Raw genomic sequence first — 16,563 nt, forward strand, 5'->3', positions numbered from 1 at the left:
GGGATTTACCACAAAGGCACGAAGAACACGAAGGGGGATTTACCACAAAGGCACGAAGGTCACGAAGGGGGATTTACCACAAAGGCACAAAGAACACGAAGGGGGATTAACCACAGAGGCACAAAGAACACGAAGGGGGATTAACCACAGAGGCACAAAGGTCACGGAGATTGTTAATAATTAGCTCCTATCAAGACTTTTTTGGGCTTCAGAGAGGTTTAGCATTAGTGTTAGTGGATCGAGTCGGGATGATATAAAGCCACATTTTTCTGTGTAGAATTGTTTGGCTTTTTCATTGAGTGCGTGAACGAGAATCGCTCTAATTCCGGCAATCACAGAAGCTTGCAAGCTTCGGAGTACGGCATCTTTGATGAGGGCTTTTCCAAGTCCTTGTCCTTGATGGTTGCGGTCCACTGCCAGTCTGCCCACAATGATTACCGGAATGGGATCTGGCATATTTTGTTTAATTTTGCCTGGAGCTTGATCGCGCATCACACTACCTGTGGACAGACAGTAGTAACCGACTACTCTATTGTCTGCACAAACAACGTAGGTACGTGCTGCACCAGTAGATTCACTTTTTATTGCGCGTTCTTTCAACCAGTTATTCAAGCTTGTTTCACCGCAGTCGAAGAAATCTATCTTGTGTTCTGGGTTGAGTGGTTCTGGTGCTGTATAGGTTATTCCCAAGGGCTTTTAGTGGATAATAACTGAGCCAGCTTTTCATTTTTTTTTGCTGGAGTGTCAAGTGCTTCATTGAAGGCTTCCCATTGTTCTTTATTGAGGACAAATAGCCTGCGATCTAGTACATAACTTTTGGGTTTGTGGGGTTTTTTGGTGATTTTCATAAGTTTTGAATATATAGTTTGCTTACATTGTACACAAAGAGCGGCTGATCAACTCTGTGTCTCTGTGGTTTAAATTCACCACAAAGGCACAAAGGTCACAAAGAAAAGGATAGTTGTTCGGGAGAGGGTTTATATTCGTTGGCTAGGCGGGTGATTTCTGGCCAAGAGGTGACGAGGCTATTGTAGGCTATGGCTTCTTGGGTCCAACCTTTTCTGTCACAGAGGCTATAAAGTCTATAGGCGAGTTCTTTGGCTAAATCGGCTTTGTTTCCTAGTTTGGCCAAGAGTTCTGCGGCTCCGGTTTCGCCGTTTTTATCGAGGGTATGGATGAGGTGTTGGGTGATTTCCCAGATGGGTGTCCGCTCATCTTTTTCTGGCTGACCGTCGGTTTTGAGATCTTCGCGCTTGAGTAGTCGCACTTTACCGGCTTTTGCTTCTAGTATGCCAGCTTCAACCATGCCCTGAATACTGGTGTTTTTGGCTTTGGAGAGGGTTTCTGCATTGCCATATAGTGCTTCGTTGAATTGGTACTGCTCGAACCAAGTCAGCGCCCAACGGGTATCACTATCAAATTCTCCTTCTTGTTCGGTGAGAAATTCGTCGAGAATCTGGTTAATCAGTTGCAGGGCGGTGCGAACACCCATAGAAGTGCCGTTAGATTCGAGGATAGCGGCGTATTTGGAGTAGATTGCCATCCCGGGCCCGATACTGGCTTGGGCGAGGTCAACGGGGGCAATATTGCCCTGTTGCAGCAGTTTTAGGGCTTGGGGAAGGTCTCGCTTCAGTTCGTTGAGGAATTGGCGGCGGCTGGCTTTGGGTGCGTCGGCGGGGCGCGGGCGACACACGAGGACGATGGAGGAGGCGAGGGCGTTGGAGTCTTGTCCTCTCATACGATTACTGAGTTCTGTTCGCAGAGGCCAAGTTCCGTCAATACTAAAATTAGCTTGTATTAAGCCTTCTAAAATTGTTTCCCAACCTGTAGAGGAGACACTTTGATCATTATCAGTTTCGGTTTGTTTGAGAGCGTAGTAAACCGTAACGGGATAATCGTGATGGTTGATTTTATTGGCACGCTGAAAAACTTTAATTAAGCTTTCTTCAAAAAATTGTTTTGCCTTCTCCTTGCTTCCATGTCGAAAGTGATCGGCAACCATTTCTTGAGTTTTAGGAACTAATAACGTATTAAAAATTTCTGGATAAATTGAACCTATAGACCGACGCAGCCAAACATAAAAGAAATCAGATAAGTCTGCATAGGGTACGGCATCGTAATAAGGGGGGTCTGAGGAAATCAATTTAGCTATTGAATCATTTTTATGATTTTTAGTAGCATCGAGTTGAATAACTTGTCCTGGGGCGGAACAAGAGGATTTTTCGACAACCTTCCAAACCCAATCTATACAAGCCATCCAATTACCCGTTGAATCACTAAACGGACAACATTCAGCGTAATCCCATACCATTGGTATTGCCTGACGACCGAAGGTATTTCGCATCTTTTCTCCCGAAGAGTGCCAACTACAAATACCTGACCAATAGTCCGCAGCCTTATCCACCGCAAAAGCCAAATAAGTCGCCACCGCATCCGCATAAGCCGTCGCACCTATTCCCCCATCATTAAGAGGTAAATCATCATCAGGGATTCCTGCGGCTACTGCATCAGCTTTAATCTTTTCTCTAGTTTCACTTACTAAATCGCTAAAAGTGGTGAGGGCGACGAGTTGACGGGGAGTGAATAAATCGGCGTGTTTGGTCATGCCATAGCGAGGGGCTGCCATATATTGAGAATGTGTTGAAAGCTCCGTTTCAGGTTTCCATTCAGGCTGTGCTTTTTTAGCGATATATTCCTGTTCCTCATCAGGAGAAAGATAAACCCTTCCCCCTTGTCCTTCAGCGACAATAGCCATTAACTGAGCATCCATCCGGCCTGCCTTACCTTCCCTACGGATATGATCAAAAGGAACAGGAGTATTACAAGCGATACAAACTGCACCCTTGCGGTTTACCGTCCCATCTGGGGCCGTACCCTTACCCGTCTTCACCTCAAAGCGGATTTTTGGTGGCACCCCAGAGACACCAAAATCATCCCCCTTTGTGTCCTCTGTGCCTTTGTGGTTAAAATCCCCCTCAGTGTTAACATCTCCCACAAAAGGCTCAACCCAAGCCTCCTTACCCTTCTTCGTCGAAAGCTGAAAACTGCGAACCAGAGGCATCTGACAGCCACAGGCCGGATTAGGACACTTCACCGTCCTGGCCCAAAGCCAAGCAATCACCTTAGTGTCCTTTGTGCCTTTGTGGTTGGTTTCCACCATCGGATAAAGAAACCCAATCCTTTTAAAAGCCTCATCCCGCATCCACTGACCGTAATAGCGCACATCTGCGGCCAATCCCTGGGCCCCTTCCCAGGAAGAAATCTTTTGTTTTTGGCGAGAATCGGGATTAACCGGCGGTTTATCCTTAAACTTGGGCGGAATCTCGATCAAAGCCTTGGTAATCAACACCGCCACGGGATTGAGGTCACTACCGTGGGCTTGCAACCCCAAGCGCTGGGCCTCCAAAGGAATGGAACCACCACCACAAAACGGGTCATAGGCGGGGGGGGCATATTTAGCGATATAGTCCTGTATAGCATCAGGTTTAGTGGGAGGTTCTTCCCCACGTTCCCAAGCCAAACAGCGCGCAATTTCTCGCTGTGCTTCTAGCAATACTGCTGAGTTAGGCTGGTTAATCTCATCCCAAGATACCAACCCTCTAACCACCTGCTTAGTGTTGCCTTTTTTGTCCTTTTCAAGCTCAATCCTACCCAAAATATCAAACAATCGCTGCCGTTCCCGATTCTGTGCTTCTTCCGTGGGAAACTTCTCTGGCCAACTGGAAGGATCATCCACCAAAGAAGCCCATAAAACCGCCCGACAAGCCGCTAAAGGTCGCCTGGCCCACCAAAGATGTAGAGTAGAGGGATGTCCATGGCGAATCGACTTTTCCCGCGCCGATTCGACGTTAATCGCTTCTAGGGGTAGGGCCACTTCAATGAGTTTTTTACGGTAGGTCATGGGAGATAAAAGAACCACAAAGGCACAAAGGACACGAAGATTGAGGAACCACAAAGGCACAAAGGACACAAAGATTAATTGTTGACAAGGCGTTTGATGCCTTGTTTGAGAACGGGAACGTTAAAATTAATCAGTAATCCTAGCCAAAGCCGGCGTAATTTGAGATAGGTTAACAACTGGGCCTCGTGAATGGGGGTAAGTTGTTCAACAGTTTTCAGTTCGACAATAACCAGATTTTCCACCAATAGATCGAGACGATAACCACAATCAAGTTTAACACCGCGATAAATCACTGATTGAGGAACTTGACGCTCCACCGCTATCCCCCTATCCAATAACTCGTACTCTAAACAGGCCTCATAGGCCGACTCCAATAGTCCTGGACCCAACTCCCGATGAACAGCGATCGCCGCCCCAATAATCTCCTTAGATAAATCATTAGCCCTCTCATCCATAACCTTAGTGTCCTTCGTGCCTTTGTGGTTAATCCCCTTAGTGTCCTTTGTGCCTTTGTGGTTAATCCCCTTAGTGTCCTTCGTGCCTTTGTGGTTAATCCCCTTAGTGTCCTTCGTGCCTTTGTGGTTAATCCCCTTAGTGTCCTTCGTGCCTTTGTGGTTAATCCCCTTAGTGTCCTTCGTGCCTTTGTGGTTAATCCCCTTCGTGTCCTTTGTGCCTTTGTGGTAAATCCCCTTAGTGTCCTTCGTGCCTTTGTGGTAAATCCCCTTAGTGTCCTTCGTGCCTTTGTGGTAAATCCCCTTAGTGTCCTTCGTGCCTTTGTGGTAAATCCCCTTAGTGTCCTTCGTGCCTTTGTGGTAAATCCCCTTCGTGTCCTTCGTGCCTTTGTGGTAAATCCCCTTAGTGTCCTTCGTGCCTTTGTGGTAAATCCCCTTAGTGTCCTTCGTGCCTTTGTGGTTAATCCCCTTAGTGTCCTTCGTGCCTTTGTGGTTAATCCCCTTAGTGTCCTTCGTGCCTTTGTGGTAAATCCCCTTAGTGTCCTTCGTGCCTTTGTGGTAAATCCCCTTAGTGTCCTTCGTGCCTTTGTGGTAAATCCCCTTAGTGTCCTTCGTGCCTTTGTGGTAAATCCCCTTAGTGTCCTTTGTGCCTTTGTGGTTAATCCCCTTAGTGTCCTTCGTGCCTTTGTGGTTCAATCATATCCCCCCTCTCCCATAACTCTCTCCAATTATAATTAACACTACACGCCCCAAAATCCGGTTCTCTCTGGAATGGCCGGCGCACATATCTGACCTGAACCTCCTCTGAGGGAGAAACCGAAACCAAGGCCAGCAGAAAATCCTCTGGCTTGTTAAAGGATGCAAGGATCTCGTTCTTGGTGACAGTCACCGTCTCTGCTCCTTCTACTCTGCCCTTGACTTCGATAAACCGTAAGCGGCCTGTTCCGGTCCTGCGCGATTCGATGTCATAGCCGCACTTCTCGGCGCTCACATCCCGCGGTTCATACCCCAAAGCTTTTTCGGCCGCCATGACTGCCGCCATCGCCAGCTGCTCGACGCGCTTTGTCTCCCGGGCAAACATTGGCTTGCCTAAAAGTCGCCCTAACAGTCCCCCCGGTACGATGAGGGCTGCCCCTACCACCACCGGCGGCGATGGGGATAAATGACGCTCCTGCTCCAATTCAGACAAGCGCTTTTGCAACCGCGTTTGTAGTTCATCGGCCCGCATCTGGGCTTTGTTGGAATTGATCCGCGCATTTGTCTTCCCCGCTTCTTCCTGTAGGCGCAACTGGGCTGCCCGATGGTCCCAGTAGTTTATCTCCTTGGTCAGACGGTCTTTAACTGCTATAAGGGTCTTTTCAATTAACTCTTCCTTGCGCTGCCGTACCTCCTGAAGATGGGAAGAGACGAGGTTAGCGATCGCATAATTGCGGGCCTGGCTCTCAATCTCATTACCGATAGGGAGAGAATCAAGGATCGGCCCTAGGATCGCCCGCTCCTCCTCCTGCAAAGGACGATAATCTAGATAAGGGGCATACCCAGCATCCCTCTCTCCCTGTCTCTGTGGTGCAAACAGAGGAATTTCCACATACTGCATTCGCCGCGACACCACCCGCCGTCTGCCATCGGGATTTAGCCGAGCGTCTTGAATGGCGTGTTCTAAGTACACCAGCGCCCGAATTTCCTCGCTTGGATCACTGTCATCAACTAGGATAGCCCCCCGTCTGAGTAATTCCCGATGCCGTTCCAAGACAAGATCGATAGTGGCATCTAACAGGGGATGGCCGGGACAGACAAAGGTAGCAACGGGTTTACCCGGAACACTAATCAGGTCTTTATCAAAACAGATGCGCTCATAGCGTTTGAGAATTGGCTCTCCTATCCCTAAAGAGCGGTCTCTGTTACGGATAACGGCGGGGACGTTGGTAATTTCGTATCGCTTTGGCTCTCGCTGGCGTAGGGTGCCGCCTAAGCGTTGGAAGGCTTCCAGGAAAAATGCGGCGATGAAGTGCGGCTGTAACCGTCTGGCTTCGGCTCGCTCCATATCTTCTCGAATTTTCTGGACCCTGGAAGCATCGATCGAATCCCGTGCTAGGGCGCGTTCTTCCAGCAATTCCCTTAGCCTCTCTTGATCGAGCTTTTCAGAGATGACCTCGTTTAAGCGTGCTTTTATATCTGGGCGATCGCCGTAGCGGATGGCTTTGATGAGAAGTTCGCGCAATTCTTTTCCCGCAATGGCTTTGCCTAATACGTCGAACACCCGTCCGCCTAAAGCTTTTTGTTCGGCTTCGAGTTTTTCGAGGAGCGTCCGATACACATCTCCCTCGCGGGTTTCGTGAGCCACCAAATTCCAGAGATGACAAACCTCGGTCTGTCCAATTCGGTGAATGCGACCGAATCGCTGTTCTAGGCGGTTTGGGTTCCAGGGTAGGTCATAATTGACCATGAGATGCGCTCGTTGCAGGTTGATCCCCTCTCCGGCGGCATCGGTGGCCAGAAGTACCTGTACTCCTACGTCTTGCTTGAAGCCTTCTTCGGCTTTTTTGCGGTCTTCCCGACCCATGCCACCGTGAATGGTGACAACAGCTTCTGGGTTGCCAAGGAGTGTACTGATCCGCTCTTTCAGGTAGTTGAGGGTGTCTCTGTGTTCGGTGAAGACGACTATTTTGCGGCGGTATCCTCCTGCATCGAACATCTCCGCTTCATCCTGGAGAAGATGGGAAAACTCTTCCCACTTACGGTCTTTTCCGCTCCGTCGAACGGTATTGGCTAGGTCTTCAAGCTTTTTCAGCAGGGCGATTTCAATCTGTAGTTCGGCAATGGTACGCGATGCTGTGGCCTGATCGACCACCTCCTCGACCGTGGCCTCCCGCTCGCTGCTATCGGTATCCTCAAAGTCGTCATCGATGTCGTCTTGGTCAAGGACGGTAGCAAATTCTATCTCCAGCGACTGGCCTCGTTTGAGCAGTTCTTCTTCTCGGAGTCGCTTTTGCAGCCGCTCTCGTCGTCGTTTCAAGGATTGATAGATGGCTTCCGGGGAGGAGGCGAGGCGGCGTTGCAAAATGGTGAGGGCAAAGCCGACTGTCCCCTTGCGCCCGTCGTTGGCCAGGGCTTCGGCTCGGTCAAATTCTTCGCGTACATACTCGGTGACTCGACTGTAGAGGATCGCTTCTTGGTCGGAGAGGGGGTAACTGACCGTGTGAGCGATTCTTTCGGGGAAAAGTGGCTTGCCGTCAAACTTGAGCAGTTCCTCTTTGACCAGACGGCGCATCAGGTCGGAAGTATCTGATACATGAACTCCGTCCCGGAATCGCCCCTCAAAGCGATCGCCATCGAGTAGAGCTAGGAATAACTGAAAGTCTTCTTCTTTGCCGTTGTGGGGAGTAGCGGTCATCAGCAGGAAGTGGCGGGTAATGCTAGAGAGGAGTTTGCCCAATTTGTAACGCTTTGTTTCCCTGATTTCCCCACCAAAGAAAGAAGCGGACATCTTGTGGGCCTCATCGCAGATGACCAGATCCCAATCAGTCTGCTGGAGTTTCTTCTGGAGGTCGTCATTACGGCTGAGTTTATCAAGTCTGGCAATGACCAGACCCATTTCGGCGAGGGCGTTGCCGGTGCGGGCCGTTTCGAGGCGGTCATTGGTGAGTATATCGAAGGGAAGGTGAAATTTGTTATGTAGTTCATCTTGCCACTGGACTGCGAGGCTGCCTGGACAGACGATTAAGCAGCGCGCTAAGTCACCTCGAATCAGGAGTTCTCGAATTAACAATCCCGCCATGATGGTTTTCCCAGCCCCGGGGTCATCGGCCAACAAAAAGCGTAGGGGTTGGCGATCGAGCATCTCACCGTAAACAGCAGTGATTTGATGAGGGAGTGGTTCCACCAGAGAGGTATGGACGGCTAGAAGCGGGTCAAACAGGTAGGCCAACCGGATGCGATGGGCTTCGGAAACTAGGCGCAGCAAAGCTCCGTCGCCATCGAAACCCCACGGTCTTCCTTCGGTGAGAATCTCTAGGGTTGGCTCTCGGTATCGAAAGAGCAGTTCTGTGTAGGGTTGTCCGTTGGTATCTTTGTAGGTCAGTTCTACCGCGTCGCTGCCATGCCACTTGGCCTCGATGACGGTAATGCTTTGATTGGGCAGAATGCCGTTGACAATAGAGCCGCTCGTTAGTTCCTCAAGTTTAGTCATGATCGCCTAAAGACCGATGTCTAGGAATAATTGCATTTCAGCCCATATCCTCGTCAAAACATCGGTAAGGGCATGATCGCTATCTAATTCGATTAACTGTACCCAAGGACGAGAAAAAGCATAATAGCGACTATTTTCTGGGGGAATCACCTCATCGGCACTGCCATGAATAATCAGGGTAGGCAGCTGCCTGATCAACTTTTCTTGGGGATAATTGGCTAAGTCCTCGATCAACTTGTAATCAATTGGCAGATAACGGCGATAACCGTAGTGATAAACCGATAAACTCCCAGATTTTTGCCAATTGGCTAGGGTTTCCGCTTCCAATTGTCCTAACCAAATCGGCCCGAAATTAAAAGCGGGAGCTAATAAAACGAGCCTTTGCACCTGAGAATAGGTTTCTGCCAGCCAAGCTGCCGTTAAACCGCCAAAACTGGAACCAATCAGTGTAACAGGAACCTGAGATTGTTCAATCACTCGGCCGATTTGGACAATCTGACGAGTGAGAGTTAAGCTAGAAAAGTCATCACCGTTAAGATCGGGAATTTCCATTGCTAAACCCCTCTTTTGCCAACAATGTCTCAAAAATTGCGCTTTTGTTGATTGGGGGCTAGAAGCAAAACCGTGTAGATAAATATATCTGTTTTCAAGGACTGCCATTCTAGAACCAATTAGGGTCTGCTGAAAAAGTTTGCTGGTGGGGGCAGGGTGTGGGGTGTGGGGTGTAGGGTTTTACCGATTTTGAGGAGGTCAATTACCTAATTTTCGGGGAAAAAGCACCTGAATTTTCCCCCTGATCACTCTCTTGCCTAGCACTTTTGGATTTCAAAAAGGTCTCAAAGTCTTAACCAACAAGATTTTTAGATTTATTCAGCCAACCCCAATTAGATTTCTTCATCTTGCTCTTTGGTAGCACCAGGAGAAGAATTATAAATGGCATCTAACTGCTGACGAGCATCTTCAACAGTGAGAGAACGAATCACTAACAGGGGTTCATTAATCGGTTGTCCAGTCTCGTCCAAAAGTTCCGGATGGGAAGTCATGGGATAACCGTAGGGATTATAGGAATTAGCCGATTTAGCAGGACGTTTCTGGGAATCCATGCTGACAGTAATCAGACTCCGAATTAAATTATTAATGGTCAAAAAAGCGATAACTGTGAAGGCGAGGATATAGAGCAGATGTAACATTGGCCGAGTCTCCCATGAATTATGTGTGAATATTCCTAAATTGCCAAAACTTTATGCTAAAAATTCGCTCAACTCTCTAGCTTACCAAAAAGTTTCAGGTTAAGCGTCAGTTTGAGGAGATTGATATTCTCCCCAACCCTGTAATCGACGACGACGACCACTGACACCCCAACACTCTGCCACCAGCTGATGCCAAGGCAACAACATCTTGGCCTCGATACCCACCTGACCACCTGTGGTTTTAAAGAGTAAATAAGCCGTGGCCACCTCCTGTTGGGCGTTTTTGACTCTTGCTAATAAATCGTCTTGTTCCTCAATGCTGAGAAAGGATAATCTCTCGGATTCGAGGAGGAGACGGGAACGGGAAAACCAATGGGTGAAATCCTCTAGTAGAGGTTCCAAGATAGTTTTCAGGAGTTCGTTTTCGGTGGGTTGCGAAGGAAACATTATTTTTATAATGACGATTTTGCTTACCTTAATCTTAGCGTTATTTATATTTCTTAACATTATGACGGGAAAACTTTAAGATTTGCCCCGGCTGTAGGCGGCACTAAAGAAATCCAGTTCACAACTAAGGGCATAACGATAGGATAAAGAGATATTTTCCGTCATCAGGGCGTATTTATCCACTAATTCCTCTAACTGGCTTGCTAAAGCTGCGAATTCATCCCCACTATAACTATCAATCCAAGATTGATAGGGATTCTCAGAAATCGGTTCTAAGGCTAATTGTTGACCCAGATAAGCATAAAGACCCATACAGGGACTCATCACCACGGCAATCGCACCGATGTCACCCATCCAAGCGGTAGCGAGAAGAAAATCCCGATAGCGACGGGTGGCATTAGCGGGCTGAACCTTTCTCAGGTCAACCCCCCACTGTAAAGCGTAATTTTCGTGTAATTTTAATTCCGTTAATACCCCTGCCGCTAACCGATGAAAGCTAGTAAATCCCTGCCAATCGGGAGCTTTAGCGGCGGCGATACTGTAAGCACGGGCGAAAGATTCCAGAAAAAAAGCATCTTGACCGACATAAAAAGCGAAACAGTCCCGTTTAAGCTTTCCTGTGGCGATACCTCGCACAAAAGGGTGTTCTAGACAAGCTTGCACTAGATCTTGATGGCTGTGCCAAAGTTGCTGACTAAGCATAGGAAAATACTAATTAGGTGGACGTGGGAATTATGAATTATGAATTATGAATTATGAATTATGGTTCTTCGGTTTGTGTTATGTAATGGACGGGGGTTATAAGAGATGGAACCCTTATAGAGAAAGACATTGGACGATTTTTGTCAATTGTTTTTGATCTAGAGCGAGCTAATCAGTTAAATCTTTTGCCAGATAAGGATTTAGTCGATTTATGCCCCCCTATCGAACCATAACAAGTAACGAAGAGCCTGAATTATGAATTAGACATCTTCAAAAATTATAACCCAGTCACAGCTTGCTTTTAGCCTATATACTAATTAAGTAGTTCGATAGCTGAAATGTATATCTATCGTTGCTAATTCAATTTCACTGAAAAAATATGAGGCAATTAAAATAATTTTTATTCGGGTAGATTCCTTAACTAGAAAGACTTTTGGTCTTGAGATAATATTAGGTCGAGGTCTATTGGGAAGGGGTGAGTGTTTAAGGTTGGTTAACTAGAGTTCGGCATCTCACAGGGTGACAGAGAGCTTGAGTTGTCACAGTTTCAATTCCTTAACCCAAACTGACGTTAAACCTGTTACAGTAAATATAACTGACTAAATTGGAATTAAAGACTATGCGACTTAAGCGATGGGAGTCCCCCCGCCGTCAGGGACGTAACGACAAAGGCAAGGGTGGTTCGGCCCGACAGCGACAACTGAAAAAACAATTTAAAATGTTGTCCAAAAAACTAAAAGGGGGAGAGAGTAACATCTCTCCTCTTTTTTTGTCCCCAGCAATCGCCACTGAAAAATCTTCCTTTGGGAAACTCTCAGTCTTCTGAAACAGTCCCAGACTTGAGCCACTTTCAGATTAGGGAAAAAAATGAAGCTTATACTTGCCGTCATGACGATGACAGTAGCTTTAACCGTCACCAGTAACCATTCTAGCCTTGCCGGAGCAATCTTCGATCGCATTCAAAAAACTGGGGTAATTACTGCCGGCGCTCGTAAAGATGCTATTCCCTTTGGTTTTGTCAACTCCCAAGGCAAGTGGGTGGGTTACAGCCTTGATATGTTAGAGTTAATTCGCAAAGAAACCGAACGGAAGTTAGGAAAACCGATTAAATTAAAAATTGTTGAGGTTACTCCCGAAAATCGTTTTGAAAAGTTAAAAACAGGGGTGATAGATATAGAGTGTGGCTCCACTACTTTTACTTGGAAAAGAGAAAATGAGGTGGATTTTTCCGTTAGTTATTTTGCCAGTGGCACTCAATTGTTAACCCGCAAAGGTAGTAATCTCGATGACATCGGTAGCTTGGCAGGCAGACGAATTGGAGTAATTGCCAATACTACTAATGAAGCGGTGATTAAAACCCAACAACCCGCCGCTATTTTGGTCAAAGTTAAAAACCGTGGTGAGGGTTTACAAAAACTAGAAGCGGGAGAAATTGACGGTTTTGCCAGTGATGGTATTACCCTGGAAGGCTTAAGGAAAAGCGCTAAAAATCCCAATAATTTAGCCATAGTTCCCTCCTATCCCTACGCGTACGAATCCTATGCCTGTACTTTACCTGAGAATGATTCTAAATGGCGCGATACGGTGAATTACACCTTATTAAAATTCATGGAAGGGATCGTTAGCGACCAACAACAAGCGGTGACAATTTATGAACGTTGGTTTGGTGAAGACGGGGTTGTTCCCTATTCCAGAGAAACTATTAATGATTATTTTCAAGGCATTGTCAACACCTATGAATGGATTCCTTTAACTATATTTCCCTAAAATCAAGACCTTTTCAGGTATCAATTGAAAAGTACAAGAGCCCCCCGATGTCGGGGGGTTGGGGGGGTCAAGGGGCAAAAGTCTTGATTAATTTGTCTCCCTAAAACTCTTGTTGACCCTAATAAATCCTGTTTCAAACCCATATTCCGCAGGTTGAAAAACACAAAGGGAAGGACAGAGAAAGTTGAGCAAACCACTAAGTATAAATACTCGGAAAGCTCTTGAGATAGCTAAGTATAAATATTCAAACACCTGAGACGAAAAAGATGAGATAATAATTAAAGTGAACCGCTCATACCTAGAGAAAAAAAATGAACCAGGAAATCAAGGTAAAAAACTTAGATCACTTAGGGATAGTTGCGGGAATTATTGATGAATTAGGAATCGAAGATTTAGTCAATGAAGCATTAGGAATAGACAAGAGAGAGAAAATTAGTGCTGGCACAATCGTGAAAGCCATCATCCTAAATGGTTTGGAATTTGTTAGTAAACCTTTATATTTGTTTCCCAAGTTTTTTGAAGATAAACCGATAGAACACTTATTAGGAAAAGGAATAAAATCCGAAGAGATAAATGACGATAAAATCGGCAGAGTTATGGATTATCTACATAAATAGGGTCTAGAAAAAACTTGGACAAGTTTAGCGATAAATACGACCAATAAGTACGAAATAAATACTAAATACAGTCATCTAGATTCGAGCTTCGGTGTCCGTTCATGGAGAATACAAGCTCAAAGAAGAAGAGGAAGAAAATCAGCAAGAAAACTCAGAAAATGTTATCGAAATTACTTATGGATATTCGCAAGATGAAAGACCTGACTTAAAACAGTTTATGCTAGAGCTGATGGTAAGTAGTGATGGGGATGTTCCTTTGCTAATGAGAACAGGTTCAGGGAACGAGTCGGACAAAAATATTTTTCCGTTAATCATAAAAGCTTATCAAAAAAACCTGAATCTGGAGACAATATAGGTAGCAGATAGTGCCTTATACACCGCCAAAAATCTTCAGATTTTAGGAGAAATAAAATGGTTAACCAGAGTACTTTTTAGCTTAAAAAAGGCGAAAAAAATTGTAGAAAAAGCTAAGGAAGCTGAGTTTCATTTAAGTCAAAAAAAGGGCTATAAATACTAAGAAAAGCCAGTAAATTATCACGGAATTAGGCAAATATGGCATATGGCGGGAGCATCTCATTTATGCAAGTGAGTAATTATACTTATCTATAAAACTGGTTTCTAGCAAGGCTTTCAAAATAGCTTGACATAAAAACCTGATTTAGGGGTTACAAAGGTGAGATGCTCCCAATATGGCTTATCGTAGAGAGTGCAGCTAGAAAAGATTCAAACTTGGAAAAATTGTCTGACAAGTTAAGGAAGGAGAAGGAAAAAATTGAAAAACAATTAAAGAATTGGCAGCAGAGAACAAGCCTAACCTGACTGAATTGAAACTCGAAGTGAAGAAATTTAATAAAACTTTAAAATATCATGAGTTAGGAGAATTAGAATATCAAGAAATCCTCAATAACAAGAAGGAGAAAGTCTATAGCTGTCAAGGAGTAATTGAAAAAAAAGCTGAAATTATTAAAGCCGAAACAGAAAGAGCAGGAAGATTTATTATCGCCACTAATGTTCTCGACAAGGAAAACCTATCGGCGGAAGAAATGCTTGATGAATATAAAGCACAACAATCTTGTGAACGAGGATTTAGATTCATTAAAGACCCCTTATTTCTAGCAGATAGTGTCTTTGTGAAAAACCCAAAAAGGATAGAAACAATGGTTTTTTTAATGGGAATATGCTTATTAGTATATAGTCTGGGACAAAGAATGTTAAGAGGGGAACTAGAAAGGAAAGGAAAGGAAAGGAAAGGAGGAAAAGTCAAAAATCAACTTGGTAAAGCCACAGATAAACCAACTTTGAGATGGATATTTCAGGTTTTACAGGGAATTCACTTAGTGAAGATTAATGCTCAAAGCCACATCAGTAATTTAACTGACGAGATTCTTGATATTCTTCAATATTTTTCGATTTATTGCCAAAATTACTACCGAGTAAGTTGAGAATCAAATTGGACAAATTCAGTTTAAGCCAATTCCAGAAAAAACTTTTTCCCCGAAAAGTGTCTAATAAGTTAGGACACTTTAGTTTAACCATGTCTAACTTGAGCGACTCTTGCTTCTGTCAAATTATTTTTGGTGAAGTCAGATGTAAAAATTCTACAATCTCAACAAATTTTGTCGTTCAATCAGTTTTTCTTGGTGGCATTATTGCGACTTAATCATAAAGTGCGGAATGTGGGTTACACTACCGTTGTAGTACCATAATGACGTTCTCGTACCGTTAATGAGGGGACCTCCCAGCAAAGAGTACACATCAGCATCATCAGGAGTCGCATCTGCTAGGCCACCCCACACCTCCAAACCATCGAGATCGTTAACTCCCGCTTGCTCAATTTCTGGAGGCTTTGCCAAAAGCCAATCCCCCCGCCAATCGATTCAAAAAGAACACTTTTTTCATGTATTGATGGGGGAGCATCTCACCTTTGTAACCTCTAAATCAGGTTTTATGTCAAGCTATTTTAAAAGCCTTGCTAGAAACCAGTTTTAGGGACAAGTATAATTACTCACTTGCATAAATGAGATGCTCCCTATTGATAATCAATTCCTGCAATGACAGGCAAAGTATGACCTAACTTTAATCCCAATAAAACCCAATCCTCCAGGGTAGAACGTAACTCAACCTGACACTCTGCAAAAGTATTTCCAAAAGCAATGATCCCTTGACAGTTAGGAATTGTACCAACATAACTAGCATCTTCTAACTGTTCAATTTGGGAAATAGTCAGAGCTTCTTGGATATAATCACTTAAAGCGTAGCAAACTAACATTACTGTTACTCCATTTAGTTATATGCTTCATTCTAAGCAATAACTGGCTTAGTATAAAATATCTTTTCCCAAAGCGATTGCGGTTGATATTTTTGGAAAAAGGCGATCGCTGTTTTATTGTTGATAATTGAAAAGTGTGAGCGCCTATAATTATGATTATTATCAAGTTCAGCCTTTAGGACTACCACAAACAATCAAGAAAGAAGAAACCGGTTGATGATGAAAGAAATCATTCCTTTGAGGTTCTTTACTCGGTAGATAATCGGCTATTGCGATTGATGTTTGACGCAGGGTCTTCATAGATCATTAATCAGGACGTGATAGCTCTTTTCTTGAGCATGATTCTTAAACCACTCAAGGATTTCTGAATCCAACCTGATACTAATTTGCTCTGTTTGTGGATTTGGTTTAACCAGTTTAGCATTCTTGAAAAATTCATCATCTAGGGGAGGAATATCTGAATAATCAATATCCTCATCGGACATTTGCATAAATTTCTCTTGTCGCTCTTTAAGAGGCATATCAAGGGAAAATTCAGGGTTGCTCATAGGGTTTTCTCTCCCGTTCATTGGCTTTTCTGGCTGATATGAGACGAATGCTTTGATTTCTTTTTTGTAAGTTCTCGCCTTCAGTTTTCTTAACATCGCTGTGACTTTTGAACAAAAGTTTTCAATAGGAGAGAATTCGGGAGAATAAGGAGGTAAATAGATGAGTCTAGCTTGTTCTTGTTCGATTATTTCTCTGGCCATTTCTTCGAGATGAATCTTGGCGTTATCCATGATCAGACAGTTTCCTTCGAGTTCTATTATTTGTCTATTTGCTCCCCATTGTACCTCATAGCTTCAAGAATTACCATAAAAACCCTAATCAACCGACTTATCCCTTATCTTCTCATTAGTTAAGGTGCGATCATTGATAAAATTTTTGCCTGATTTTTAGGCAGAGGATTTACTGTTGGGTGGACTAAACTATACTAAAAAGACGTGATTAATTTTGGCAAAGACAAATGGTTACATCACTTTACTAAGA

General features: G+C 44.6%; 17 protein-coding genes and 1 pseudogene. 6 read left to right on the forward strand and 12 right to left on the reverse strand.

Translation table 11 applies throughout. The features are described 5' to 3' along the window. Positions 1-180: 180 nt before the first annotated feature. The 4 genes from B5D77_RS02545 to B5D77_RS02560 form a co-directional block, all read right to left on the reverse strand. A complete protein-coding gene (locus B5D77_RS02545; protein ID WP_106908221.1) occupies positions 181-690 on the reverse strand; it encodes a GNAT family N-acetyltransferase in 510 nt (169 codons plus the stop codon). After that, complete coding sequence (locus tag B5D77_RS02550; RefSeq protein ID WP_008200985.1) at positions 681-848, reverse strand: DUF1778 domain-containing protein; 168 nt, start codon at positions 846-848, stop codon at positions 681-683. Before B5D77_RS02550 ends, B5D77_RS02545 begins: the two co-directional genes overlap by 10 nt. A 95-nt stretch (positions 849-943) precedes the next feature. Continuing rightward, a complete protein-coding gene (locus B5D77_RS02555; RefSeq protein ID WP_106909943.1) occupies positions 944-3,901 on the reverse strand; it encodes a DUF1156 domain-containing protein in 2,958 nt (985 codons plus the stop codon). A gap of 74 nt (positions 3,902-3,975) precedes the next feature. Next, positions 3,976-4,356 carry a GxxExxY protein gene (locus tag B5D77_RS02560; protein WP_002754172.1) on the reverse strand — a complete coding sequence of 127 codons (381 nt, stop codon included), beginning with the start codon at positions 4,354-4,356 and terminating at the stop codon, positions 3,976-3,978. Positions 4,357-4,380: 24 nt separating this feature from the next. Between B5D77_RS02560 and B5D77_RS26870 the strand changes: the two genes are divergently transcribed. After that, positions 4,381-5,091 carry a hypothetical protein gene (locus tag B5D77_RS26870; RefSeq protein ID WP_254053028.1) on the forward strand — a complete coding sequence of 237 codons (711 nt, stop codon included), beginning with the start codon at positions 4,381-4,383 and terminating at the stop codon, positions 5,089-5,091. Here the strand turns inward: B5D77_RS26870 and B5D77_RS02570 are convergent. From B5D77_RS02570 to B5D77_RS02590, 5 genes are all read right to left on the reverse strand, one after another. Further along, positions 5,021-8,542: a helicase-related protein gene (locus B5D77_RS02570; RefSeq protein WP_106908222.1), complete on the reverse strand. Its 3,522-nt coding sequence runs from the start codon at positions 8,540-8,542 to the stop codon at positions 5,021-5,023. The two genes, B5D77_RS26870 and B5D77_RS02570, sit on opposite strands and share 71 nt — an antisense overlap. A 6-nt stretch (positions 8,543-8,548) precedes the next feature. Next, positions 8,549-9,202, reverse strand: a complete 654-nt coding sequence (locus B5D77_RS02575; protein WP_106908223.1) for a YqiA/YcfP family alpha/beta fold hydrolase — start codon at positions 9,200-9,202, stop codon at positions 8,549-8,551. Between the two features lie 224 nt (positions 9,203-9,426). Further along, positions 9,427-9,732: a DUF2973 domain-containing protein gene (locus B5D77_RS02580; RefSeq protein ID WP_008200955.1), complete on the reverse strand. Its 306-nt coding sequence runs from the start codon at positions 9,730-9,732 to the stop codon at positions 9,427-9,429. Between the two features lie 99 nt (positions 9,733-9,831). Further along, entirely contained in the window at positions 9,832-10,239 is a 408-nt protein-coding gene (locus B5D77_RS02585; protein ID WP_008200952.1) for a DUF2605 domain-containing protein, read from the reverse strand. Positions 10,240-10,254: 15 nt separating this feature from the next. Next, positions 10,255-10,881, reverse strand: a complete 627-nt coding sequence (locus tag B5D77_RS02590; protein ID WP_106908224.1) for a TenA family protein — start codon at positions 10,879-10,881, stop codon at positions 10,255-10,257. A 619-nt stretch (positions 10,882-11,500) separates the two neighbouring features. Between B5D77_RS02590 and B5D77_RS02595 the strand changes: the two genes are divergently transcribed. From B5D77_RS02595 to B5D77_RS02615, 5 genes are all read left to right on the forward strand, one after another. Then, positions 11,501-11,707 carry a hypothetical protein gene (locus B5D77_RS02595; RefSeq protein WP_008204520.1) on the forward strand — a complete coding sequence of 69 codons (207 nt, stop codon included), beginning with the start codon at positions 11,501-11,503 and terminating at the stop codon, positions 11,705-11,707. Between the two features lie 41 nt (positions 11,708-11,748). Further along, positions 11,749-12,648, forward strand: coding sequence for an amino acid ABC transporter substrate-binding protein (locus tag B5D77_RS02600; protein ID WP_008204522.1), 900 nt, complete (start codon positions 11,749-11,751; stop codon positions 12,646-12,648). A 311-nt stretch (positions 12,649-12,959) separates the two neighbouring features. Beyond that, positions 12,960-13,265 (forward strand): DUF4277 domain-containing protein, encoded by a 306-nt coding sequence (locus B5D77_RS02605; RefSeq protein WP_106908225.1) that lies wholly within the window; start codon positions 12,960-12,962, stop codon positions 13,263-13,265. 91 nt (positions 13,266-13,356) lie between these two features. Beyond that, entirely contained in the window at positions 13,357-13,620 is a 264-nt protein-coding gene (locus B5D77_RS02610; protein WP_106908226.1) for a hypothetical protein, read from the forward strand. Between the two features lie 436 nt (positions 13,621-14,056). Next, the gene (locus B5D77_RS02615) at positions 14,057-14,707 is read left to right on the forward strand and encodes an IS1634 family transposase (RefSeq protein ID WP_159036930.1); all 651 of its coding nucleotides are present in this window, start codon (positions 14,057-14,059) and stop codon (positions 14,705-14,707) included. Between the two features lie 587 nt (positions 14,708-15,294). Here the strand turns inward: B5D77_RS02615 and B5D77_RS02630 are convergent. The 3 genes and pseudogenes from B5D77_RS02630 to B5D77_RS02640 all read right to left on the reverse strand — a co-directional run. Then, positions 15,295-15,534 carry a type II toxin-antitoxin system HicB family antitoxin gene (locus B5D77_RS02630; RefSeq protein WP_008200934.1) on the reverse strand — a complete coding sequence of 80 codons (240 nt, stop codon included), beginning with the start codon at positions 15,532-15,534 and terminating at the stop codon, positions 15,295-15,297. 296 nt (positions 15,535-15,830) lie between these two features. Next, positions 15,831-16,103: a BrnA antitoxin family protein gene (locus B5D77_RS02635; protein WP_306342890.1), complete on the reverse strand. Its 273-nt coding sequence runs from the start codon at positions 16,101-16,103 to the stop codon at positions 15,831-15,833. Between the two features lie 30 nt (positions 16,104-16,133). Then, a pseudogene (locus B5D77_RS02640) lies at positions 16,134-16,331 on the reverse strand (transposase); the annotation flags it as partial. Between the last annotated feature and the right edge of the window lie 232 nt (positions 16,332-16,563).

Source organism: Microcystis sp. MC19, assembly GCF_003019735.1.
GTDB lineage: Bacteria > Cyanobacteriota > Cyanobacteriia > Cyanobacteriales > Microcystaceae > Microcystis.